The organism is Mesorhizobium sp. YC-39 (genome assembly GCF_025753795.1).
In the GTDB taxonomy this organism is placed as follows: Bacteria; Pseudomonadota; Alphaproteobacteria; order Rhizobiales; family Rhizobiaceae; genus Mesorhizobium.
Window position 1 is genome coordinate 1411990 of record NZ_JAOWPS010000001.1, and the last position, 22423, is coordinate 1434412.

Genomic DNA, 22423 nt, shown 5'->3' on the forward strand with positions numbered 1-22423 from the left:
GAGACACTCCGGCCGCGCACCTATGCGCGACGCGACATTGCGCGGCGAGACCGTGGAAGTCAATTTTCCAGTTGCGGCTTTCGCCTATTTAATATAGCAAATTGAAAAAATAAGGGAGGAGACGTGCTGCAGTTGGGCGCATATGGCGAAGCCGATGCCGCGGGAGGCGTGGCTGTACCTGTTGCCCTAATTCGGGCGACGAAGGCCTTCGGCGGCACGATTGCCCTCAAGGATGCGTCCTTCGAATTGCGCACCGGTGAGGTGCTGGCGCTGCTTGGCGAAAACGGCGCCGGCAAGAGCACCTGCGTGAAGTTGCTGGCCGGCGTGCATTCCCCTACTGATGGTCATGTCGAGGTCGACGGCAAGCCTGTAGTCTTCCATTCGCCGCATGGCGCCCAGGCCGCCGGCATTGCGGTCATGCACCAGCATCCCGGCCTATTCCCGGATCTGTCGGTCGCGGAAAACATCTATCTCGGTCACATGCCGCGCGACCGCTTCGGCGGCATCGACAACGCCGCCATGCTTGCTGGCGCGCGCAAGGTGTTGGCGACGGTCGGCCTCGACGTGCCGGCAGCAACGCGGCTCGGAACGCTGCGCACCTCCGAGCAGCAACTCGTCGAGATCGCCCGCGCGCTCTCGCTCGACGCGCGTGTGCTGATCATGGACGAGCCTACGGCAGCCCTGTCGCAGCGCGAGGTCGAGCGGCTTTTCGCTGTCGTCGCCGATCTCAGGCTGCACGGCGTAGCGATGATGTTTGTCGGCCACCGCATGGACGAAATCTTTCGGATCGCCGACCGCATCGCGGTGCTGCGCGATGGTCGCCTCATCGGCGTCAAGCCGAAGGTAGAGCTTGGCCGCGCAGCCGCCATCAGCATGATGGTCGGCCGCGAGGTGACCGACCTCTATCCCGAACGTCACCACGCCATCAGCGCGCTGGTGCTGGAGGCGAGGGGGCTTTCGCGCGCCGGCGGCTTCTCCGACATCGACCTCAAGCTGCACGCCGGAGAGGTGCTTGGGCTTGGCGGCCTGGTCGGCAGCGGACGGACGGAGATCGCGCGCGTGCTGTTCGGCATCGACCAGCCGGATGCCGGCGAAATCCTGATTGATGGCAGGCCTGTTAGCTTCGCATCGGCGCGCGATGCCATGGATGCGCGCATCGCCTATGTCTCGGAAGACCGCATGGGCCAGAGCCTGGTGATGGATTTCTCCATCCTCGACAATGCCGTGCTGCCCATACTCGACAAGGCGGCGCCCTCCGGTCTCTACAGCACGGATCGCGCGATCGATCTGGTCTCGGGTTGGTTGAAGCGCATGAAGTTGCGCTTCTCCGGCTATGGACAGCCGGTCAAGGAATTGTCCGGCGGCAACCAGCAGAAGGTGGCTCTGGCCAAATGGCTGCGCACGGAGCCGCGCGTCCTCATCCTTGACGAGCCGACGCAGGGCATCGATGTCGGCACTAAGGCGGAAGTGCATGCGATGATCGCCGACCTTGCGGTGCAAGGCATGGCGATCATCCTGATCTCCTCCGAGATGCCCGAGCTCATCGGCATGTGCGATCGCATTGTCGTCCTGCGCGAAGGCCACCGGATGGCCGAATTCGCGCGTGGCGAAGCCACCCAGGAAAAGGTGCTCGAAGCGGCGACGAAGACCGGCGAACGCGTCGACCCGGCAGCACAGGCGCAACGCGCCGCCCGCGAGGAGAAGAGAAAAGGACCGCTCGATATTCTGAAGCGGCGGGAGTTCGGCCTGCTCGCCGCGATGCTGGCGGTCGCCATTCCGGTCACCATCATCAACCCGCGCATGGTGAGCGCGGCAAACCTCACCGCCGTGTCCATGGATGCTGCCTTGCTGGTCGTCGCGGCACTCGCCCAGATGCTGGTGCTGATCACCCGCAATATCGACCTTTCGATCGCCGCGGTGATCGGTCTTTCAGCCTACATGGCGGCCAGCATGGTTCAGGCCTATCCGGGACTCGACATCGGCGTCGGCCTGGCGACCGCATGCGCGGTCGGCGGTGCCGCTGGCCTGATCAACGGCCTGGTCGTTACCAGGGGAAGGATCCCGGCCATCGTCGTCACGCTGGCCTCGATGTCAATTTTTCGCGGCTTCAACTCGATCTGGGCCGCCGGCGACCAGATCAGCGCCGACGAAGTTACGCAAGCCTGGCTCGACATGACCGGCCTGAAGATCGCCGGCGTGCCGCTGATCGTCGTCATCGCCATCGTCATCCTGTGCTTGGGCTACGTGCTGCTCTATCGCACGGCCATCGGGCGCGAGCTGTTCGCCACCGGCTCCAATCCGGACGGCGCGCGCCTTATCGGCATTCCCGTCGACAGGCGCATCCTGCTCGCCTTTGGCATGGCCGGCCTGCTCGGCGGCCTATGCGGCGCGCTCTGGGCATCCCGCTACGCCACCATCGACGCCCGTGTCGCGCTCGGCTTCGAACTCACCGTAATCGCTTCGGCGGTGGTTGGCGGCGTCGCCATCCGCGGTGGTTCGGGCACGCTGCTCGGCATCATCCTTGGCGCGCTCACATTGCTGGTCATCAAGAACGGGCTGACGCTGGTGCGCGTCGACCCGCTGTGGCTGCAGGGCGTCTACGGCCTGGTGATCCTGGTCGCCATCGGCATCGACACCTTCATCGTGCGGCGCGCGGAGCAGGCAAGACAGGCGAGGGCGAGATGAGAAAGTTCCTCCGTTCGATCGACTTCTGGGATCTGCTGCTGGCGACCTCTTGCCTGGCCATATTCCTCTACGCGGCGATCTTCGTGCCGAATTTCGTCTCGGGGTTCAATCTTTCGCAATTGGCCGCGAGTGCCTCTGAAAAGGCGTTGCTGATCCTGCCCATGACACTGCTCATCATCACCCGCGAGATCGACCTGTCGATCGCCTCGGTGTTGGCACTGACGTCCGTCGTCTTTGGCCTGCTCGTCCAGGCCGGCGTGCCGACGCTGGCGGCAATCCCGCTGACTCTCGTCGCCGGCGGCCTGCTCGGCGCCTTCAACGGCTATCTGGTCTCGGGCCTGGGACTGCAGTCGCTGGTTGTGACGCTCGGCACCATGGCGCTCTATCGCGGTATTGGCTATATCCTGCTCGGCACCGGTTCGGTCAACATCCTGCCGACTGCGGTCGTCGATTTCGGCATCAACAACCTGCCGGGCACCCAGATACCGTGGACCATCGTGCCTTTCCTGGTGCTCGCGCCGGTGTTTGCGGTCGTGCTGCAGAAGACGCCGACCGGCAAGCGGATCTATGCGCTCGGCGGCAGCCCCGAAGTGGCGCGCTATTCCGGCATCGACACCCGCCGGATGGTCCTGAACCTGTTCATCGTCTCGGGCGTCGCCGCCGCCATCGCCGGCATTGTCTATACCGCCCGCCTCTCCAATGCCCGCGCCAACAATGCGCTCGGCATGGAACTCGACGTGATCACCATCGTCCTGCTCGGCGGCGTCAGCGTCTTTGGCGGTAAGGGCCGCCTGACCGGCGTCATGCTGGCGCTGGTCCTGATCGCCATCATCCGCAACGTCCTGGCGCTTAACCAGATCGGCGGCGACGCACAGGGCATGATCATCGGCCTGCTTCTGATCGGCTCGCTGCTGGTCGGCAATTACTGGCGCTCCACACAGGAGATGCTCAGCAGATCGCGCGCCTTGCGCGAGACCAAGGGGTGATCTCGGGCCCCTTCTTCAAGCCCGAATTTTTTGACGGAGGAGTCACAATGAAAGCGTTTAGATTAGCCCTGCTCGCATCCGCGGTTCTGCTCGCGCCAACTTCGCTGGCCCTAAGCCAGGAATGCGCCAAGGAACCGGTAACGGTCGGTTTCCTGCCCAAGCTCGACACCGACCCCTACTTCAAGGTGGCTTTTGGAGGCGCGGAAGAGGCAGCGAAGGAAATTGGCGGCACCGCCATCCAGGTCGCCCCATCGCAGGCGACGGCCGAGGCGCAGATCGAATTCATAAACAGCCTCGTGTCGCAGAAGGTCGGCGTCATAGCCATTGCCGGCAACGACGCCAATGCCGTTGCGCCTGCGCTGAAGCGCGCCGTTCAGCAGGGCGTCAGGGTGATTTCATATGACTCCGACGTGGCGGCCGATGCGCGCACTGTGTTCGTGAATCAGGTGAAGGGCGACAGTCTCGCCGAAATGATGCTGGAAAGCGCGTTCAACCTTACCGGCGGTGAAGGCGAATTCGCGATCCTGTCCTCAACTCCCACGGCGACCAACCAGAACGCCTGGATCGATTTCATGAAGGCGAAGATGGCGGCGGAGCCGAAGTTCGCCAAGATGAAGCTGGTGCAGGTCGCATACGGTGAGGAAAGCGAACAGATCAACCAGCAGCAGGCGCTGGCGCTGGTGCAGGCGTTTCCGGATCTCAAGGTAATCATCGTTCCGGCGGGCATCGGCCTCCCGGCGGCCGCCCGGGCACTCGAGGAGGCAGGCCTCATCGGCAAGGTCAAGCTCACCGGTCTCGCACCCGCCACTCTGATCGCCAAATACATCAAGGACGGCGCCGCGCAAGACATCTGGTGGAACGTCACCGATCTTGGCTATCTTGCCTATCAGACTGCCCAAGCCGTTGCGCAATGCAAGATCACCGGCAAGGAAGGTGAGAAGTTCTCGGCAGGCAGGCTTGGCGAGTACACGATCGGGGCCGGCGGCGAATTGATCCTTGGTCCGGCGAAGATCGTGACCCCCGAAAATCTGGCCGAGTTCAAGTTCTGATCCCGGCGACCTCCTACCCTTGAGGGGCGCCGGTTCATCTGGCGCTCTCTCTCAATCCCGATCGATCGAACAGTGAGGGCGACAATGAAACTGTTGCTTGCAGGCGAAACCTTCGCGGCAACGACCTCGGTCGCCGTCGGCGGCGATGTGCTGACCAGTGCTGCCTCGACCAATGGAGCGACGGCCTTCAATGCGGCGCTGGCCACTGAGGGCATCGCCGTCACGCAGATCGGTGGCGAGCGCTGCGCCGCGGAATTCCCCTATGACCTCGATGCGCTGGCCCAGTATCAGGCGGTGGTCATCTCCGATGTCGGCGCGCTGACATTGCTGGTCACGCCGGATGCCCGCGCCGGGCGTGTCGGCGTCAACCGCCTCGAGGTGCTCAAAGCCTATGTCGAAAGCGGCGGCGGGCTGATGCTGGCCGGGGGCTATATGGGCTTTCAGGGTATGTTCGGTACGGCCCGGTTCCACGACACCCCGGTCGAAGACGTCCTGCCGGTCCGCTGCCTGCCTTTTTGCGATGGCATGGAGGTGCCGCAAGGCCTGCAAGCTTCCATTCTGCAGCCGTCACATCCGATCTTTGCCGGCGTGGAGGGGCCCTTGCCGCCTATTCTTGGCATGAACAAGCTGGATTTCAGGCGCGATAGTTCGTCCCGGCTTCTGGCGACCTGTCACCACCGCAGCACGGACTGGCCGCTTCTTGCCGTCCGCACCCATGGCCGCGGCCGAACGATTGCCTGGGCGACCGATATCGGCCCGCATTGGCTGTCGCAGGATTTTCTCGGGTGGCCGCTTTACGGCAGGCTGATGGCGAACATGATCGGTTGGCTGGCCGGCAATGAATAAGAAAGCCGGATACGACCGGTGCGTTGCCTGGTGGACCATCCTAACCTTCGACGAAACGAGACCCCGTTTCGCATGATCTGGCGACGAGTGGGCCGGGGCATCGTGCTATTGGGGATTTAGTCTGGTCGGCAGCCGAAACTCACGCCCCACGAGCGAATTTCCCGGCTTTCTCTCAAAACGACATCGGCCCACCGAGGTGGACAAAAGCTTGGTCGATGAGATCAGCGACATGCGTCGCCAAACCCGCGATCTCGTCAAGGAAATCGCGCGAGCGAAGTGATCCGCGCCTTCAGAAGCAGGATCCGCTACAATACCGTATGGCCGTTCGGATAGGGGTTGTTTTGGCGCTTCTTTTCGCCTTCGCCTACGGTTTCGCAAAACTCGTGGAACACTATGGCGGCGCTGGCGATCAGCCCTCGTCGTGCGAAACATGGCTCCATCTGGATTGTCCAGACCCAAACGCGCCTGCTCAGGAAGAACCTAAACCTTGAGCGGGCGCGCGTTGTGTAAGCGGGTCCGCGCACTGCCAGTGGAACAAGAGCTGCTCCGCACCGTTCAAGCTATGCAACCCGTCGCGGCAGCAATGAAGCGTCGCAGCGGAGTTTGCTCGGAGGTAATATGAGAAAGCAACTTTCATCGGCCGCCGCAGGCATCCTTTTGCTAGTTGGTGTCAGCGCCGCAGCCGCTCAGGACGTCATCGTCATTCAACCGGAGCAGGACACAGTGATCCGGGAGTACGTGAAAAAGAAACCGATGGCGTCCTTCAGCCTTCCTGGCGTGGAACTCAACATCGGCACCGCTTTGCCCGATACAGTCGAGCTTTACGAGGTGCCGGACGTTCAGTACCGTTATGTGGTCGTCGATGGCCGAACCGTCCTGGTCGATCCATCCACCCGCAAGATTGTTAAGGTCTACGACTGACGCGAACTCTTCACGTTGAAGCCCGCCGCGCCGAAAGGTGCGGCGGGCTTTTTTGCGCTTCAGTCAGGTCTGTCGGCCAGCGGCGCGCTTGCGTGGCGACGCGATCGTCAAGAGTATCTCTCTCTGAGCTGGCTAGCCTTGGCGATCGAGAAGCGGCCCTCGGAAAACATCAGAGGATGCTAATTTTGTTGCGGATCGACTTCCTTCGCCACTTTCACCTCAACAGTCATTCCCAGAAAACTCGACGCGCTTCCAGAATAACTCCCGGAAAGAGGGATGGCTTGTCGTGGATGCCGAGCCACAGCCACCCTAATCAAATCCCGGTTGCCGACAATGCCATTGGTGGGATCGAACTCGACCCAACCGGCACCAGGCAGGTAGACCTGACACCAGGCATGCGTTGACCCGCCGCCAAGCACCGCTGCGCTGTCGCGGCTCGGCACATAGACATAACCGGTCACAAAACGGGCGGCAAAGCCGAGCGAACGAACCGCTTCCATCATGAACAGCGCAAAGTCCCGGCATGTGCCTCGGCGCAGGTGCAACGTCATGAGAGGCGGTTGCGTCCCGGATTCGATCCGACGTGAATACACAAAGCTCTCGTGAATGGCGTAGCAAAGTGTCATCAGCAATTTGCCGGTCTCGGTGTGTCCTGCGGCGCTCAGGAACTGTCGTGCCCACTTGCCGATCTCGTCGCCGCCATCCTGATGCTGACGTTCTATGGTTTGAGAAAGATCGGCGGCCTCGTCGGGATCATAGGAAAATGGATAGTGAAGCGCGGCCTCGTCGATACGGAAATCAGGCGCATGCTGCGGCGTGTGATCCAGCCGAATCTCTGTCGCGAAGCGCAGTTCCTTGGTTGGGCTGTTGAAATCGATCACCACAACGCAGTTTCCAAAAACGTCATGGATCCAGCGAACTTCTTTCGGCTCGGGATCCACAGACAGGGCGTGGTCCAGAAGTCTTTGATCGAAACTGTCGCGCGGCCTGAACATCAGCCGGTGCTCGCCAAGCCGCACCGGCCGGCTGTAGCGATAGACGGTCGTATGCTTAACTGAAAAAATCGGCATCAGCGTTCGTCAACACTTTCACCTGCAACCTGCGATGTTCGCGCAATCATATAATTTTTTTCGATGTGCGTCCGAAGGGCTTTCCGCGATATCGATCATCCGCAGGACGGGGTTGCCCCGATCATCGAGGCCAGCTTGTGGACTGGCCCATGCCACCCTCGCATCGAGACCCGCCCGGACGTTCAGCGACGACGTTGATAGGAGAGGTGGCTTAGAAACGCGGTGAGGAGACTGCTGAATATAATCCAGCCGACGACTTGGTTTTCAGACCTTTCACGCCTGGCCGCGGTCGCCAGCTTCTGTTCGCGATCACTTAGCTTAATGGTCGCTTTCAGATCGGACCGGCTGCCATGTCGAACCGAATAGGCTCGAGTGAATTCGGCGCCCAGCAAAAAGATTTCGGACGAATAAAAGACCCACAACAGCACGACGAGCAACGCACCGGCTGCGCCGTAGGACGACGCGATCGCGCTGGTTCCGATATACCAGCCGATCAGCGACTTGCCGATCGTGAAGAGAAACGCCGTTACCACGGCCCCGAGGCCGACATCGCGCCATTGCAGCGCGCGGTCTGGCAAGACCTTGTAGATTGCGGCAAACAAAAGCGCGATCAAGGCAAACGAGACAACCCCGTTGATTGTACTGAGAACAATGGTGCCAAAGGGCAGATATGCGTTGATGATTTCTCCAAGCGCCGAAATTGCAGCGCTGGCCACCAGGGAAACCAGGAGCAGGAAGCCAAGCGCTGCGACCAGACCGAGGCTGGCAGCACGTGCCCGCACCAGCCGTGAGATCGATGTCCCACTCGGTTTGACTTTCCAGATCTCGTTCAGCGCAAGTTGCATTTCGCCAAACACGCCGGATGCGGTGACGAACAGCGTGACGAGCCCCAAAATGCCGGCGAACGTCCCCGCTGTTCGACTTGACGCGTTTTCGACTGTCGCCTGCAAAAGCTCGGCACTCTGCGGACCCATCAGGCCCGCGAGCTGGGCCGAAAGGGCCAGTTGCGCGGCATCGTTTCCAAAGGCCATGCCTGCGATAGCGACAACAATGAGCAGGATCGGCGCAAGCGAGGTCGTGGCATAAAACGCCATAGCTGCCCCGCGGCTCAAGGCATTGTCATTGATGAAGCCGAAGATGCTCTCCGTAAGCAGTGCCCAGGCTTCTTGCACCAAGTTCCGCATGCCTTGCCTCCCGTGCTTCCCGACAAGCAACTAGAGGCAATATGGCAGCGGACCAGAGCGTCGAGTTTGAGAAGCGCTTTTCTCTCGACTAAGCCACCGACCACCCTCCATCGACCAATATATTCGCCCCGGTAATCATCGATGCCGCCGGTGAGGCCAGGAACACCACAGTCCCCGCGACATCGATCGGGTCGCCGATGCGGCCGAGCGGGATATGCCCCAGCACATGCGCGTGAAAGTCCGGCTCGGCGAGCGAGGGCCGCGTGCCGTCGGTCCAGATGAAGGTCGGCGCCACGCTGTTGACGGCGATCTTGTGCTGCGCCCATTCGGCGGCGAGGCAGCGGGTCAGGTGGTTTATCGCTGCCTTGGTCATACAATAGATCGCCTCGCCCTTCAGCGTCACCGTGCCGGCCTGCGAACTGATGTTGATGATGCGCCCGGATTTCTGCGCGATCATCGTTTTCGCGACTGCCTGCGTGGTGAAGAACGTGCCCTTGAGGTTGACGTTCACGGTGAGGTCGAAATCCTCTTCGGTCACATTCTCAGCCAGGTTTTCCGGCCCGAGCCCGACATTGTTGACCAGAACATCGATGCGGCCGAAGGCAGCGTGCGCCTCGGCGACAGCCTTACGCACCGTGGCGAGGTCAGTGAGATCCATCTGCACGGCCAGCGCCCGCCGGCCCATGCGCTCGATCTCGGCGGTCAGTTGCGCACCGTCGCCGGCACTGCGCACGCCGACGATCATATCGGCGCCGGAGCCGGCACAGGCGAGCGCTGAGGCGCGGCCGATGCCGCGCGAGGCTCCGGTCACTAGAACCACCTTGCCGGCCAGATCGAATTTCGGCGTGAACTCATTCGTCATCGCAACCTCCCTTTAAGCCTTGTCGGGTGCGAAACGCCGCGACAAGGATGGTCTCCTCTTCGCCAAACAGTATCCGGCTGAACTCTATCCGGTCACCGGGCGAAAGCCAGCCGGGCGCCGATCGCCAGCCCCGCAAAGGCGGCAGGCAACAACGTCAACGCCAAGGAGACGACGCAGAATCTCGACAACGTCCGCAAGGGCAGGAAAGCGTTGCGATGAGGTTCCCGAGCCGTCTCGATGGCTCAGTGTGCTTGTGTAGAACACTGAGTTCACACCATACAGCAAGCAAATGTCATCTGGTCGCCATGGCATCATCGAGACGCGATGTGCCAATATCGGCATTTGCCCTGCTTGCCCGCTCATGATCCAGGGTGGCGATTCCCTGGGGCAGTTGTCTTTCGCGTTGGAGCCCATCATGACCATACTCACACGCCGCAGACTTTTGAAAACTGCTGCGATTGCCGGAGCGAGTGGGGTCGGGCTCTCTGCCGCGGGCAGATTTGCCGGCTGGGCCGCAATCAAGCCTGAGCCGGTGACGCTGCAGACGGCCAGGATCCAGGCGAAGCTGGTGGATGTTGGGCAGACCAGAAATGTGCTGACTTATGGCGACCAGGGAATGCCGCCAGTGCTCAGGATGAAAAAAGGCGAGCCCTTCGCTGCCCGGCTTGTCAACGCTATCGACGATCCGACGACGATCCACTGGCACGGCATTCGCGTGCCAAACAAGATGGATGGCGTTCCATTTCTGGTTCAACCCTATGTCTATACCGGCGATCATTTCGATTATGCATTCACCCCGCCCGACGCCGGCACCTTCTGGTATCACCCGCATTGCAATACGCTGATCCAGATGGGCCATGGCCTGACGGGCGTGATCGTGGTGGAGAACCCGGGCGATCCGAAATTCGATGCCGAAATGGTCATCAATCTGCGCGACTGGCGGCTTGGCGACGACGGCCAGTTCATCGACCAGTTCCGGCCGCGCGATGCGGCAAAAACCGGCACCTATGGAACGGTACGCACCGCCAATTGGCAGGGTCAGCCACAATATGACGCGCCGGCCGGAGGGCTGGCGCGGCTGCGGATCGCCATCACCGATGTCACGCGGATCTATGCCTTTCGCGTCGAGGGCGCTGAGGCGGCTGTCATAGCGCTTGACGGCAATCCTGTGCCGCAGCGCTTTTCGCCCGATGCCTTGCTGCTTGGACCTGGCCAACGCATGGAGCTCGCCATACGCATGCCAGACGAGGAAGGGGCAGTCGTGAGCCTGAGAGACGTCAGGGGCACCAAGCCCAAAGTCCTGGCGACATTGCGCGCGACGGGAAGTTCTCTCAAGCGGAACCTCCACGACCTTGCACCCCTGGAGGTCAATCCGGTGCAGGAGGTGGATCTCACCACCGCCAAGCACATTTCATTGGCGCTCAGCGCCACGGCGGAGAACATCCCCAGCGATGGCATCTGTGGATCGCTTGGCTACAGTTTCTGGGCAATCAACAAGGTGCCATGGCCGGGCGATACGCCGGATCCAACCGCACCATTGGCCGAATTGAAACTTGGCAGAAGCTATGTCATCGACATGGAAAATCTGACGCCACAATCGCACCCGATGCATTTGCACGGCATGAGCTTCAAGGTGCTGTCGTCCTCGATGCGTAGGGTTGAGCCGGTGATCTCGGACACCTATCTCCTCCAGCCCAACGAGAAGGTTCAGCTCGGTTTCGTGGCGGACAATCCCGGCGACTGGTTGCTGCACTGCCACATCATCGAGCACCAGAAATCGGGAATGACGAGCTATATCAGAGTGGTTTGAAGCCTCGACCGGCCAGCAGCATTGGCTTCAGGGACTCGCGGGACGGATGATATGGGTTGTTTAGGCCTTGCATCGACGAGCGAGAAATTGCCGCCGCCAGCCGGTTTTGTTAGCAAACAGTGACCAATCCCTGCTATTGCCGCCTGCAAATCAAAAAGCATGGACGCCTGCGCATGACCAATGTCGCCCTGACCGGGCTTGCCCGTGATCTCGCCAAGCGCGCCAACGAAGGCCGCCCGGTGCGCATCGGCGTTATCGGCTCGGGCGAAATGGGCACCGATCTGGTGACGCAAGGCATGCTGATGCCCGGCATTGCGATCTCCGCCATCTCGACGCGGCGTCCGCACACCGCCCTCGAGGCGATACGCATTGCCTATGGCGACGAGGCGATGGCCGTCGAAGCGGGCACCGGTTCGAAAGTCACCGAGGCGATCGAGAGCGGCAAGATCGCCATCACCTCGAACGAGATGCTGGTCACCAATCCGCTGATCGACGTCGTCATCGACGCCACGGGAAAACCTGGCGTCGCCGCGGATTTCGACCTGAAGGCGATGGAACACGGCAAGCATCTGGTGATGATGAATGTCGAGGCCGACGTCACCATCGGCTGCTATTTGAAGCAGCAGGCCGACCGGCTCGGCGTCGTCTATTCGGTCGGCGCCGGTGACGAGCCGTCTAGCTGCATGGAGCTGATCGAGTTCGCCGCAGCACTCGGCTACACCATCGTCTCGGCCGGCAAGGGCAAGAACAATCCGCTCAACCACGACGCGGTTCCCGACGACTATCGCGAGGAGGCGCTGCGCCGCAACATGAACCCGCGCATGCTGGTCGAGTTCGTCGACGGCTCGAAAACCATGGTCGAGATGTGCGCCATCGCCAACGCCACCGGGCTGGTCCCTGACATTGCGGGGATGCATGGCCCCAGGGCCGACCGCGATGAACTGGCCAAGGTGCTCATTCCGCGCGCCGATGGCGGCATCCTGTCGAAGAAGGGCGTCGTCGACTACACGATCGGCAAGGGCGTGGCGCCCGGCGTCTTCGTCATCGTCGAGGCAACGCATCCACGCATCATCGAGCGCATGGACGATCTCCATATCGGTCACGGTCCCTATTACAGCTTCTTCCGGCCCTATCATTTGACCTCGCTGGAAGTGCCGCTGACCGCCGCGCGTATCGCGCTTTACGGCAAGGCGGACATGGTGCCGCTGCCGAAGCCGGTTGCAGAAGTCTGCGCAGTAGCCAAGCGCGACCTTGCCGTCGGAGAGACTTTCGACGCCATTGGCGAGACCTGCTATCGCTCCTGGACCATGACCGTCGAAGAAGCCCGCGCCAATCGCGCTGTGCCTGTTGGTCTGCTCGAAGGCGGCAAGGTGCTGAAGCCGGTCAGGAAAGGCGAATTGCTGACGGCGGACAATGCCGCGCCCGACCGGACCACTAGGCTGTTCGCCTTGCGTCGGCTGCAGGACGAGATGCTTTACGGCATGATCCCGAAAAAGTAGGGACCCCGCCCGCTTTGCCAATCCCCGCTCTATCGCTTCCTGGTCTGAACTCGGCGCGGCTATTGCTTCTGCTTCCTGCCGGAGCCTAAATGTCCTCAATCGTGGAGAGCATGATGTACAAGCATATTCTCATTCCGACGGACGGCTCAGAACTCGCTCAAAAGGGCGTCGAACAAGGTCTTGGTTTGGCGAAAGCCTTGGGCGTCAGGATTACCGTCGTCATCGCTACCGATGCCTACCCGCTGGCTGGGCTGACGATTGGCGCTGGCTGGGTACCTACAGTGGAGGAAATGCACAGTTTCGATGCTGCACAGAAGCAATTCGCGGATCAAATCTTCTCAAGGATAATAGAATCCGCCGCGGCCATAGGCGTCGCTGTCGAAACAATCCAAGTCCCGAACTCACGAGCCGCCAGTGCGATCCTGCAGGTCGCCACAGAGCGGGCCTGCGATCTCATCGTGATGGCGTCACATGGGCGTCGCGGCGTCGGGCGGCTTTTACTTGGTAGCCAAACAGCCGAGGTGTTGGCGCACTCGCCCGTCTCGGTGCTCGTCGTGAAATAGCAGAATCCGAGCGACTACTTTCCGAGTTCAATCGATCTCAGCCGTGCCGCTTCCACCGCTTCTGTCAGCAGATGCGTCAGCCGCTCCTCGCCCATCAGCACCGCAAGCGCGGCAGCCGTCGTACCGTTGGGACTGGTCACCTGCTGGCGCAGCACGCCTGGCTCCTCGCCGCTTTCTGCGGCCAGCGAGGCGGCGCCATAGACCGTCTGCATGGCGAGCAGCCTGGCGGTCTTGTTCGGCAGCCCGGCCTTCTCGGCAGCCACGGTCAGCGCTTCGATGAAATGGAAGACATAGGCCGGGCCGGACCCGGACACAGCCGTTACGGCATCCATCAGGCTCTCGTCGTCGATATCAGTCACTTGCCCGCTCGCCGAAAGCAGGTCGGCAACGAAAGGCTTGGTATCGTCGGAAACAAGCCTGTTGGAAAACACCACCATCATGCCCTTGCCGATCGCCGCTGGCGTGTTGGGCATGCAGCGGATGATCGGCGCACGGTCGCCCAGTATGTCCTCGAACGTGGCGACGGGGGTTCCGGCGGCGATGCTGACGAAAGTGGTGCGGCCGTCGCCAAAACGCTTGTAGGCAGCCGTCACGTCACGGATCACCTGCGGCTTGACTGCGATGACGACCAGGCTTGGCACCGCATCGGCCGGGATGTCGCCGGCATCCGCCGCGGAGCCGCAGCCCAGCGCTTCGGCGCGTTTGCGCAATTCGGCATTGGGTTCGACCACGAAGACCGCCGCTGGTGCGAGCTTGCCGGATTTCAGCCAGCCCGACAGCATGGCGTAGCCCATATTGCCGCAACCGGCCAGAACGAGCCTGATCGTCATGGAAACCCTCCGCTAGAGCACGACCCCGGGAACCGGAGCCGGTTCCTGAAAGGAGCGGCTCTCCATAGACGCTCGTGACGGTGCGGGAAAGCCCCTTGGGATGGGGCGCATCAGGACTGATGACGAACCGCGAGTGGCCGCAGCGATACCTGCCTGAGGCCAAGCACGCCAAAGACGAAAAACATCCAGACCGGATCGGCGCGGTGGAAGAAGAAGCTTTCGAGGAAGGCGTTCAACGCGGTGAACAGCACCACCATCATGAAGAAGTCGCCGAGATAGATGTTCTCCTTGCGCAAGGGGATGCGCATATAGTCGCGCAGTGGGGCGATGAGGAAAGTGTAGACCGCCACGCACAGCGCCGGAATGCCCATCAGCACGGCGATGTCGAGATAGCCGTTATGGCCGTGCACGATGGTTCTGATATCCCAGGGCCGGTCGAAAGGTTGATCCTGGTTCAAGAGCAGCGGCGTGCCCCAGAAGCTCTCATAGCCATAACCGGTCCATGGCCGCTTCGCCAGCATGTCGCCGGCGAACTCCCACAGCGTCGTGCGTCCGGTGAAGGTCATGTCCGGGAAATAGATCGACGCCAGATATTTTACCGGCGGCAGGAAGACGATGCCGAGCGTGCCCACCGCCATGGCGATAATTGCCAGACCAAACAGGATCGGTGTGCCGAGCCGCATGCCAATGAGGCTCGGCAACACGACGATCAGGATTGAGAACGGCACCAATCCGGCGGTCGTCTTGGATCCGGTGTGGAACATGAAGAACATGGCCGCGCAGAAGATTGCAGCACCCCATAGCCGCTGCCCGCGCCGATAGAGATAAAGGCCGGCGAAGCTGAAGCAGGCCATAACAGGCCCGGCGATATTCTTGTGGGTGAAGACGCCGCGCCACAGGCCGGCATGTTCGGGCTCCTGCGAATCGGCGGTGTGCAGGGCCTCGTGCGGAAAGACGATGAGCCCGACATAGGAGAGCCCCATGACGACGACGATGGTAAAGATGATGACTTTCGAAAAGGCTTCTGCGTCGCGCGGAAGCGCCAGGATCGTCGCCATCGTCATAATGCCGATCAACGTGAAGAAAGCAGCGCGCATCGCCGACGGCGGATCGGTCGCCATCACCACCGACAGCATGAAGAACCCCAGCATCAACAGCCAGGACGGGCTGAGCAGCGAACGCACCACGCGGGGGTCGGCGAACGCCATCAGCGAGAAGATCGAGATCGCGCCGAGCGAGCCGAACCCAAGCTGGTTGACGATATCGCCGCCATCGCCGGTCAATTCGGCGCCGGCTGGCTGGAAAGGGCGGAACGATACCAGGATGACGGTGAACAGCAGCGCGGCGATCGCGGTCGCGACGCCTTCGCGCGTGAACGCCGCGCTGAGCGGCGCGCGTTCAGTTTTTCTCAGGCTGGCGGTACTGCTCATTGGCATATCCGAATTCGGCAAGCACGCGGCCGAGGGCTACGTGGACGGGGTACAAGGCCGTCGCCAACGATCCCGTTCGCGCCAGCCTGACCGCGCCGCGAAACGGCGAGGCGGCAAGCAGCGCCAGGCTCTTCAGAAAGACCTTGGTGCCGGCGAATGGGGTGCCGGCCCGCTTCTTCTTCTCGACCAGTGTCGAGATGACGCCGTTGCGCAGGCTGCGGGCGCGGATCCAGTCGGCCTCGACGCGCCGGGCCGGAACGGTTTCATGCACTTGTCCCTCGGCGCACCAGCCGAGCACGAAGCCTCTTTGCGCCGACCGGCTCAGGAAATCGGAATCGCCGCCGCCCATGAAGTTGAATTTCAGGTCGAGGAAGGGCGGGCCCATGGCGGTGAGCACGTTGCGGCCCACCAGGAGATTGCCGGAGGAATAGAGCGCGGGCACGCGCCCGGTCTGCCGGTAGGGCGGCGCAAAGACCGGGTGCTCGGCCCATCTCGCATGCGCCGCGTCGGCAAACACTGGCATTTGCGGGCCGCCGACAATGTCGGCTCGAAGCGTCTCGGCCGCCTTGCACATGCGCTCCAGCCACTGCGGATCGGCGATCTCGTCGTCATCGATGACCAGCAGGTGTCTGAAGTCAGGGAAATGCAGGATCGCCGTCTGCCAGCCGGCATTGTAGGCGCTGCAATTGCCGCGCTCATGCGCGACGATCACCATGCCTGATATCTCGCCGCGCTCGAACAGCGGCAGCGCCGCCCTGGCGCCCTCGCGCGCTTCCGTTTCATTCTCCATGACGATCACGGCGAAGCGTCTGCCGGTTTCCTGGGCCTTGAGCGACGCCAGCGTCGCCAGCAGCTGTTGCGGCCGTTTGAAGGTCGGCAGCGTGACGACGGCCTCGATGGCCGCCGCGGCAAGTCCCGGAGACCGCCCCGCGATCGATACCGAACCGTCCGATGGCGAATGGATCATCCGTGTTCAGCCCAGAAGGTGAGTTTGGCTCTCGATAGCACCGCGATGATAACGTTTCGTTAATCACCTTTCGTGGACGGACAGGCAAAACTCGTGGCCTTCAACCCTCGATTGTTGCCGCTTAATCAACGCTTCACCCCGCTTTGCTAGCTGCATCGGACAGGATAGGTGAGATGCATCTGCTGTTCGCCACATCGATCGTGCCCGACGGTGCTCTTGCCTCGGGCTATGAGATTGCCAATGCCGCGATCATCGCTGCTTTGCGGCGCGCCGGCGCGCGCGTCACCGTGATCGGCTTCACCTGGCCGGGCAAGCCGGCGAGCGATCCGCAAAACACCATCGTGCTCGGCGCCGTCGATGTCCGCACCGAAAGTGCATCATCGCTGCAAAAGATCGCCTGGGTTGCAAGGGCGATGCTTTCCGGCCTCACTTTCGCGTCGGTCAAATTGCGCGTTGTTTCCGACAGCAAGGTTCGCGCCGCCATCGAGCGCGCCGGCCCCTTCGACGGATATATCCTGAATTCGGTGCAGTTCGCCGGCGCCTTCGAAGAACTCTTCGACGACCGGCCGTCGATCTTCGTCGCCCACAATGTCGAACATCGCTCGGCGCAGGAGAACGCCGCGGCCGCGGGCGGTCTTTTCCAGCGCCTGTTGTTTCGCCGCGAGGCGAAGCTGCTCGAGGCGGTGGAAGAGCGGCTCTGCCGCCGGGCGCGCTTCGTCTTCACCCTGGCCGAGGAGGATCGCGCGGCACTCGGCGTCGCGTCCGACGACCGCTCGGCGGTGCTGCCGCTGGTGACATGCAGTGAGGCGCCGAAGCAGAGGAACCAGCGCCGCATCGACTGCGACGCGGCGCTGATCGGCACCTGGACCTGGCAGCCGAACCGCATCGGCCTCGACTGGTTCCTGGAAAAGGTAGTGCCGCATCTAAAGGCTGATTTCCGGATCAGTATCGCCGGCAACATGCCGTCGGGCGTAACCTCGAAGCATCCGGGCGTCGAATTCGTCGGACGGGTGCCGGACGCGCGGGCTTTCGTGCGCAGCGCCGCCGTCATCCCGCTGATCAGCACGGCCGGCAGCGGCGTCCAGCTCAAGACCATCGAGACCTTCGAACTCGGCCTGCCATCCGTCGCCACCAGCCATTCGCTACGCGGCATCGACCATCGTCCGGACAACTGCGTCGTCACCGATGACCCGATTGCCTTTGCCGCCGCGCTCGAAGCCGCGGCCGCCGACGTCAAGGATGTCGATGGCAGCGCCTTCCATCACCGGCAGGTGAAAGCGCTCGATGCCGCGATCAGGCTTGGCCTGGAGAAGCTCAACCCCGTCAGGCAGGAGGCGTTTGCGTGAACATGCATGCCGCCCAGGCCGCCTTTGGGGTCGACAGTTTGAAGACGATCCTGGGCATACCGGTCCTCGCCATCCGTTGGGACGACGCGATCGCCCTGCTGACCCGGCTGATCGCGGAGCGGCGCTTCACCAAGATCAGCTTTCTCAATGCCCACAACGCCAACATCGCCAGTGTGGATCCGGTCTTCGCCGAAGCGCTCGACGATTTTTTGATCCTGCCCGATGGCGTCGGCGTCGACATGGCGGCGAAACTGCTCTACGGCGCGCCGTTTCCCGATAATCTCAACGGCACCGATTTCGTCCCGGCTTTCCTGCAGGCATCGACCAGGCCGCTCACCGTCGGGCTGCTCGGCGCAACGCGCGTCAACGCCGAGGCTGCATCGACCAGACTGGCCGCACTGGCGGTGCAGCACAGATTTGTCGTTATTCATGACGGCTATTTCCCGCCAGCCGAAGAGCCTGACATCATCGATCGGATCGCCCGATTGCGGCCGGACGTGCTGCTTGTCGCCATGGGCGTGCCGCGTCAGGAATTGTGGATCGCCCGCCATATCGATGCGCGTCACTGCACATTGCCGATCGCTGTCGGCGCACTGCTCGATTTTCTCAGCGGCACGGTGCCGCGGGCGCCGCTGTGGATGCGCCGGCTCAGGCTCGAATGGCTGTTTCGGCTGTGGATCGAACCGGGCCGTCTCTGGCGCCGCTACGTCGTCGGCAACCCTGTGTTCCTGTTGCGTGTCGTGCGTCAGAAACTGTTTGGCAAGCCCGACCCTGCCGGAGCAAGCCCCGGAGCAAGCCATTGAACAGCCGGTTCGTGCCCAGCGCCGACATCGAGCCTGACTTCCTTCGCCAGACGCCGGCGGCGGCGGTCGTGACGGCCAGCTACGCGCCGGACTTCGAACGTTGCCGCCTGTTGTGCGAAACCCTCGACCGCCACGTCTCCGGCGTGGCGCATCACTACATCCTCGTCGAGCATCGCGACGTGGCGCTGTTTCGGCAACTGGAGAACAGCCGTCGCACCATTGTCGACGAGCGGGATCTTCTGCCGCGCTGGCTGCGCGCGTTCGATGATCCACTCAGCCTGTTTCGTCGGCGCATCTGGCTCAGCCTGAAGACGATGCCGCTGCGAGGCTGGCATGTGCAGCAGCTTCGCCGTATCGCCATCGCCGCGCGGGCGCAGGAAGACGTGCTGATCTTCTGCGATTCCGACGTGGCCTTCCTCAAGCCTTTCGACACAAGCGCCTTCTGGCGCGATGACAAGGTGCGCCTGTTCCGCCGCGACGCGGTGCTTTCCAGCGAAGGTCATGAGGAGCACCGGATCTGGTCGCGCAATGCGGGTCTGGCGCTCGGCATCGCCGCATCTTCGACCCACGACTACATCTCGACGTTAATCGCGTGGCGCCGCGAAAGCGTGACAGCCATGTGCGCCCGGATCGAGACGGTCCACGCGCGCTGCTGGGTCGAGGTCATCGGCGCGGCGCGGCAGTTCTCCGAATGCATGATCTACGGCCGTTACGTCGACGACGTGCTGGACGGCGCCGGCCACTTCCACGGTTCGGAGGAATTCTGCCGCGTCCATTGGACCGGCGAAGCTCTGTCGGATGACGAATTCCGCCGCTTCGTCGCCACCATGGCGCCGGAACAGGTGGCCATCGGCATGCAGTCCTTCATCGGCACTGATGTCAGCCGCATCCGCCGGCTGATTGGGCTCGATTAGTCCCGGGGTCAATCGCTCTGAACGACCGAGTTTCCACCAGTTGCCTATGTTTCCTACCCACGTTCAAAGGTGACGAATTATGACAACTGCTTGGGAGGAGAAGTCCAAGGACAGTCTCTGGGCAGGGGCCGTCTCGGGAACAGTGGCCCTACTGTCGAGTGCATTCATCTACGCCTTTTTCTCCCAAGCGAATCCCGCGTTCGAAACGGCTTTTTCGAACGCTTTCTCGCTCACTGCCGATCTCGGAAAATGCTCTCCGTCTTTTTCCACGATGATCATGGCGCAGATGGTCTATTCCATCGTTATTACGCTGGTTCTTGTTTTTATCGGGGGACGCTGCGCATTCAAGGCGATCACGGATGCTGAAGGCCGAAAATCGTTCTGCATGATCGCCGGTGGAGCGTTAGCTGTCGGGGGGTTTCTCATTGGCCTGGCAATGACCGATCATGGATGGTGGCTTGGACGAATGAGCCGCAGATCATCCGGTGGCGGAATTCCTTTTCCGCAGGCATGCTTGAGTAGCCACGAAGTTTTGTATCCCCAGCTCTATGTCATCAGCATCTGGCTGGCCGGACTAACATGGATCGCCTTACTGACCGTGCTGGTGGCCATGAGAAGAACGGAACTTCGCCGAGAGGACCTACCTCGGGATCCAAAAATTCGGGCAGAGATCCTGGCGATTCGCGCAAAATATCAGTCGCAGACATCGTCAGGCGGAGCCAAAAGAGGCTCGTCGACTCTCGGACTAGGCTTAATCGCATTGGTCTGTTTCGTTGGCTTGGCGCACGGGCTTTTTAAAGCGGGCACGGCACTCGCCCAATTGGCGTTAGGGAGTTAGAGGAACTTTGTGGATGCCGGTCAGTCACTATCCTTCACGAAACTCTGGCGCCAAGCAGTCCACATGATGCCAGCGATATCAGACGCCCCGATCCTATCCCAAATAACGGCTTCCGGTATTGTTTTTATTGTTTTGTGCTCGTTTGCATTCTGCTGCGTTCGTGAACTCTTGTCCGCGTGGAGAACAGGCTCCATTCAGTCAAAAATTGGACTCGTTCACCGAAGTTCCAATGTTGTGACGTTTCGACGCCTGGTTGGAGCAGTCGCCTTCGGGTTTGCTTTAGCTTCGCTCTGCCTTTTTGCTGTCACCTTCGGACTTATGCAGGATGTATTCGGTATGAGCGATCTACGAACGGGAGCCGCGCTAACCGTCTTGCTGCTATTTTTTCTGGTGATCTGGCCGCCAGGTTTAGCCGATAGGAAGTGCCAGTTCGGCCTATCAGGCCTGACCCTAGATCGCCTTCGCCGGTCTGCGCATCGCCGAATAGGTCAGCAGCGCCGAGGCGATATAGAGCAGCAGGAAGACGATGTTGAGCGACAGCACCAGATTGGGCGTGTCGGCAATCGCGGTCAGCACATAGGTCAAAAGCACCGCCTTCAACCCTGCAAGCAGGCCGAGGTTGAGCGCCCTGACCGCCGTCTGGCCGCGCGCGAACAGAAGCTCGGCCTGGTATTCAACCAGGTTGCGCAATCCCGGCACGCCGATCGCCAGCGCCACCAGGGGGGCTGCCTCCGCGACATTCCTGCCCAGTGCGTTGGGGAAGAAATGCAGCACGATGCCGAGCGCCGCCAACGCCAGCGTCGAGACCAGGAAAACGCCGCCTTCAATGCCGCTCTTGACCGCGAGGCGCGACAAGAGTTCCGGCGCCCGCATCATGCGCTGCACCAGCATCATCGAGAAGGTGCGGATCGGGATCGCGGTCAGGTCGACCAGCCGCATGATGATGGCATAGATGCCGGCGAGATGCGGCCCGCCGATCGCCAGCACCAGCAGTTTGTCGAACTCCATCTGCAGGTAGAACAGCACCTCGGCGCCGGCCACATAGATGGAATCGGCGAGCCGCCGGAGATAGAGTTCCGTCCTTAGCCGCAGTCTCTGGCGCGGATAGAAGAATCCGAAAGCCAAAAACAGCGAGGCGGCATTGGCGCCGATATAATACCAGGACCAGACACCTATGGTTCGCTGCGCTGTGAGCATGAACAGCACGGCGCCGGCCGCTCGCAAGGCCGTCGCCAGGATCGTCAGCAAAGCGGCGCGGCCGAATTTGCCGAGGCCATTGTTGACGATCAGCGCCACTTCGACCGGCCGCCACAAAAGCGCCTCGGCAAACACGATCGCCGCAAAGACCGGCAGTGGCACGGTGTCGGCAAAGAAGATCAGGTAGACGCCGTAGGAGGCTGCAGCCAAGAGCGGCAGCGACATGACGCCGAGCAGCAGGAAGCCGGCGGTGAAGGTGCCGATCAGATTGGGGCGAATGGTGGCGGTGCGGTAGAGCGCCGAGATGAAACCGAAGGCCAGGATGCGCGACAGCATCACGCCGGCGGCCGATGCGGTGGCGAACATGCCGAACTCGGCGATGGACAGCGTGTTGGCCAGCGCGATGAAATAGGCGAGCGAAAACACCAGCCGCCCGCCTGCGCCGCTGATTGCCGAGAGATAGTCGCGAACCAGTCCCCGTCGCTCGGCCACGAAGGCGCCGATCCGGGCGAGGGGCCGCCTTTGGCGTATGTCACTGGTCTCGGTCATGCGTTGAAAAAGCATAGATCGGAAAGCTTAACGTGCCGTTCGGCAGCTTTCGAGTGTCTCAAGAAGATACACAA

General features: G+C 61.8%; 19 protein-coding genes. 12 read left to right on the forward strand and 7 right to left on the reverse strand.

Features of this window, described 5'->3' with window-relative positions; translation table 11 throughout:
• Nucleotides 1-123: 123 nt before the first annotated feature.
• From OHD62_RS06670 to OHD62_RS06690, 5 genes are all read left to right on the forward strand, one after another.
• Nucleotides 124-2685: an ATP-binding cassette domain-containing protein gene (locus OHD62_RS06670; RefSeq protein WP_263781674.1), complete on the forward strand. Its 2562-nt coding sequence runs from the start codon at nt 124-126 to the stop codon at nt 2683-2685.
• A complete protein-coding gene (locus tag OHD62_RS06675) occupies nt 2682-3671 on the forward strand; it encodes an ABC transporter permease (protein WP_263781675.1) in 990 nt (329 codons plus the stop codon). Before OHD62_RS06670 ends, OHD62_RS06675 begins: the two co-directional genes overlap by 4 nt.
• 47 nt (nt 3672-3718) lie before the next feature.
• Nucleotides 3719-4720: a rhamnose ABC transporter substrate-binding protein gene (locus OHD62_RS06680; protein ID WP_263781676.1), complete on the forward strand. Its 1002-nt coding sequence runs from the start codon at nt 3719-3721 to the stop codon at nt 4718-4720.
• A gap of 84 nt (nt 4721-4804) precedes the next feature.
• Nucleotides 4805-5566, forward strand: coding sequence for a glutamine amidotransferase (locus OHD62_RS06685; RefSeq protein WP_263781677.1), 762 nt, complete (start codon nt 4805-4807; stop codon nt 5564-5566).
• A gap of 618 nt (nt 5567-6184) precedes the next feature.
• Nucleotides 6185-6487 (forward strand): DUF1236 domain-containing protein, encoded by a 303-nt coding sequence (locus OHD62_RS06690; protein ID WP_263781678.1) that lies wholly within the window; start codon nt 6185-6187, stop codon nt 6485-6487.
• 179 nt (nt 6488-6666) lie between these two features.
• Here the strand turns inward: OHD62_RS06690 and OHD62_RS06695 are convergent, their stop codons facing one another.
• From OHD62_RS06695 to OHD62_RS06705, 3 genes are all read right to left on the reverse strand, one after another.
• On the reverse strand, nt 6667-7557 hold the full coding sequence (locus OHD62_RS06695) for a transglutaminase family protein (RefSeq protein ID WP_263781679.1): 891 nt from the start codon (nt 7555-7557) through the stop codon (nt 6667-6669).
• Between the two features lie 182 nt (nt 7558-7739).
• Nucleotides 7740-8741 carry a YihY/virulence factor BrkB family protein gene (locus tag OHD62_RS06700; RefSeq protein ID WP_263781680.1) on the reverse strand — a complete coding sequence of 334 codons (1002 nt, stop codon included), beginning with the start codon at nt 8739-8741 and terminating at the stop codon, nt 7740-7742.
• 88 nt (nt 8742-8829) lie between these two features.
• Nucleotides 8830-9603 carry an SDR family NAD(P)-dependent oxidoreductase gene (locus OHD62_RS06705; RefSeq protein WP_263781682.1) on the reverse strand — a complete coding sequence of 258 codons (774 nt, stop codon included), beginning with the start codon at nt 9601-9603 and terminating at the stop codon, nt 8830-8832.
• 415 nt (nt 9604-10018) lie between these two features.
• Between OHD62_RS06705 and OHD62_RS06710 the strand changes: the two genes are divergently transcribed.
• The 3 genes from OHD62_RS06710 (at nt 10019) to OHD62_RS06720 (ending at nt 13475) form a co-directional block, all read left to right on the forward strand.
• Nucleotides 10019-11413 carry a multicopper oxidase family protein gene (locus OHD62_RS06710; RefSeq protein WP_263781683.1) on the forward strand — a complete coding sequence of 465 codons (1395 nt, stop codon included), beginning with the start codon at nt 10019-10021 and terminating at the stop codon, nt 11411-11413.
• A gap of 173 nt (nt 11414-11586) precedes the next feature.
• Nucleotides 11587-12912 (forward strand): NAD(P)H-dependent oxidoreductase, encoded by a 1326-nt coding sequence (locus tag OHD62_RS06715; RefSeq protein ID WP_263781684.1) that lies wholly within the window; start codon nt 11587-11589, stop codon nt 12910-12912.
• Nucleotides 12913-13025: 113 nt separating this feature from the next.
• On the forward strand, nt 13026-13475 hold the full coding sequence (locus OHD62_RS06720) for a universal stress protein (RefSeq protein ID WP_412177356.1): 450 nt from the start codon (nt 13026-13028) through the stop codon (nt 13473-13475).
• 14 nt (nt 13476-13489) lie between these two features.
• Here OHD62_RS06720 and proC read toward each other — a convergent pair whose 3' ends face one another.
• The 3 genes from proC to OHD62_RS06735 all read right to left on the reverse strand — a co-directional run bounded on the left by proC (nt 13490) and on the right by OHD62_RS06735 (nt 16702).
• The gene (gene proC, locus OHD62_RS06725) at nt 13490-14305 is read right to left on the reverse strand and encodes a pyrroline-5-carboxylate reductase (protein WP_263781686.1); all 816 of its coding nucleotides are present in this window, start codon (nt 14303-14305) and stop codon (nt 13490-13492) included.
• 110 nt (nt 14306-14415) lie between these two features.
• Nucleotides 14416-15735 (reverse strand): O-antigen ligase family protein, encoded by a 1320-nt coding sequence (locus OHD62_RS06730; RefSeq protein ID WP_263781687.1) that lies wholly within the window; start codon nt 15733-15735, stop codon nt 14416-14418.
• Nucleotides 15704-16702, reverse strand: a complete 999-nt coding sequence (locus OHD62_RS06735) for a glycosyltransferase family 2 protein (RefSeq protein ID WP_263781688.1) — start codon at nt 16700-16702, stop codon at nt 15704-15706. Before OHD62_RS06735 ends, OHD62_RS06730 begins: the two co-directional genes overlap by 32 nt.
• Before the next feature lie 173 nt (nt 16703-16875).
• On the opposite strand from OHD62_RS06735, the gene OHD62_RS06740 reads away from it, so the two are divergent.
• The 4 genes from OHD62_RS06740 to OHD62_RS06755 all read left to right on the forward strand — a co-directional run bounded on the left by OHD62_RS06740 (nt 16876) and on the right by OHD62_RS06755 (nt 20603).
• Nucleotides 16876-18048 (forward strand): glycosyltransferase, encoded by a 1173-nt coding sequence (locus tag OHD62_RS06740; protein ID WP_263781689.1) that lies wholly within the window; start codon nt 16876-16878, stop codon nt 18046-18048.
• A complete protein-coding gene (locus OHD62_RS06745) occupies nt 18045-18851 on the forward strand; it encodes a WecB/TagA/CpsF family glycosyltransferase (protein WP_263781690.1) in 807 nt (268 codons plus the stop codon). Before OHD62_RS06740 ends, OHD62_RS06745 begins: the two co-directional genes overlap by 4 nt.
• Nucleotides 18848-19765 (forward strand): DUF6492 family protein, encoded by a 918-nt coding sequence (locus OHD62_RS06750; RefSeq protein ID WP_263781691.1) that lies wholly within the window; start codon nt 18848-18850, stop codon nt 19763-19765. Before OHD62_RS06745 ends, OHD62_RS06750 begins: the two co-directional genes overlap by 4 nt.
• 79 nt (nt 19766-19844) lie before the next feature.
• Nucleotides 19845-20603: a hypothetical protein gene (locus OHD62_RS06755; protein WP_263781692.1), complete on the forward strand. Its 759-nt coding sequence runs from the start codon at nt 19845-19847 to the stop codon at nt 20601-20603.
• A 450-nt stretch (nt 20604-21053) separates the two neighbouring features.
• On the opposite strand, the gene OHD62_RS06760 is transcribed toward OHD62_RS06755, so the two are convergent.
• On the reverse strand, nt 21054-22349 hold the full coding sequence (locus tag OHD62_RS06760; protein ID WP_263781693.1) for a lipopolysaccharide biosynthesis protein: 1296 nt from the start codon (nt 22347-22349) through the stop codon (nt 21054-21056).
• Nucleotides 22350-22423 lie beyond the last annotated feature (74 nt).

Excerpts from the sequence above, each read along its gene's own strand:
- OHD62_RS06675 (WP_263781675.1), top strand. The coding sequence starts at position 2,682 with ATGAGAAAGTTCCTCCGTTCGATCGACTTCTGGGATCTGCTGCTGGCG.
- OHD62_RS06680 (WP_263781676.1), top strand. The coding sequence starts at position 3,719 with ATGAAAGCGTTTAGATTAGCCCTGCTCGCATCCGCGGTTCTGCTCGCG.
- OHD62_RS06685 (WP_263781677.1), top strand. The coding sequence starts at position 4,805 with ATGAAACTGTTGCTTGCAGGCGAAACCTTCGCGGCAACGACCTCGGTC.
- OHD62_RS06690 (WP_263781678.1), top strand. The coding sequence starts at position 6,185 with ATGAGAAAGCAACTTTCATCGGCCGCCGCAGGCATCCTTTTGCTAGTT.
- OHD62_RS06695 (WP_263781679.1), bottom strand. The coding sequence starts at position 7,557 with ATGCCGATTTTTTCAGTTAAGCATACGACCGTCTATCGCTACAGCCGG.
- OHD62_RS06700 (WP_263781680.1), bottom strand. The coding sequence starts at position 8,741 with ATGCGGAACTTGGTGCAAGAAGCCTGGGCACTGCTTACGGAGAGCATC.
- OHD62_RS06705 (WP_263781682.1), bottom strand. The coding sequence starts at position 9,603 with ATGACGAATGAGTTCACGCCGAAATTCGATCTGGCCGGCAAGGTGGTT.
- OHD62_RS06710 (WP_263781683.1), top strand. The coding sequence starts at position 10,019 with ATGACCATACTCACACGCCGCAGACTTTTGAAAACTGCTGCGATTGCC.
- OHD62_RS06715 (WP_263781684.1), top strand. The coding sequence starts at position 11,587 with ATGACCAATGTCGCCCTGACCGGGCTTGCCCGTGATCTCGCCAAGCGC.
- OHD62_RS06720 (WP_412177356.1), top strand. The coding sequence starts at position 13,026 with ATGTACAAGCATATTCTCATTCCGACGGACGGCTCAGAACTCGCTCAA.
- proC (WP_263781686.1), bottom strand. The coding sequence starts at position 14,305 with ATGACGATCAGGCTCGTTCTGGCCGGTTGCGGCAATATGGGCTACGCC.
- OHD62_RS06730 (WP_263781687.1), bottom strand. The coding sequence starts at position 15,735 with ATGAGCAGTACCGCCAGCCTGAGAAAAACTGAACGCGCGCCGCTCAGC.
- OHD62_RS06735 (WP_263781688.1), bottom strand. The coding sequence starts at position 16,702 with ATGATCCATTCGCCATCGGACGGTTCGGTATCGATCGCGGGGCGGTCT.
- OHD62_RS06740 (WP_263781689.1), top strand. The coding sequence starts at position 16,876 with ATGCATCTGCTGTTCGCCACATCGATCGTGCCCGACGGTGCTCTTGCC.
- OHD62_RS06755 (WP_263781692.1), top strand. The coding sequence starts at position 19,845 with ATGACAACTGCTTGGGAGGAGAAGTCCAAGGACAGTCTCTGGGCAGGG.
- OHD62_RS06760 (WP_263781693.1), bottom strand. The coding sequence starts at position 22,349 with ATGACCGAGACCAGTGACATACGCCAAAGGCGGCCCCTCGCCCGGATC.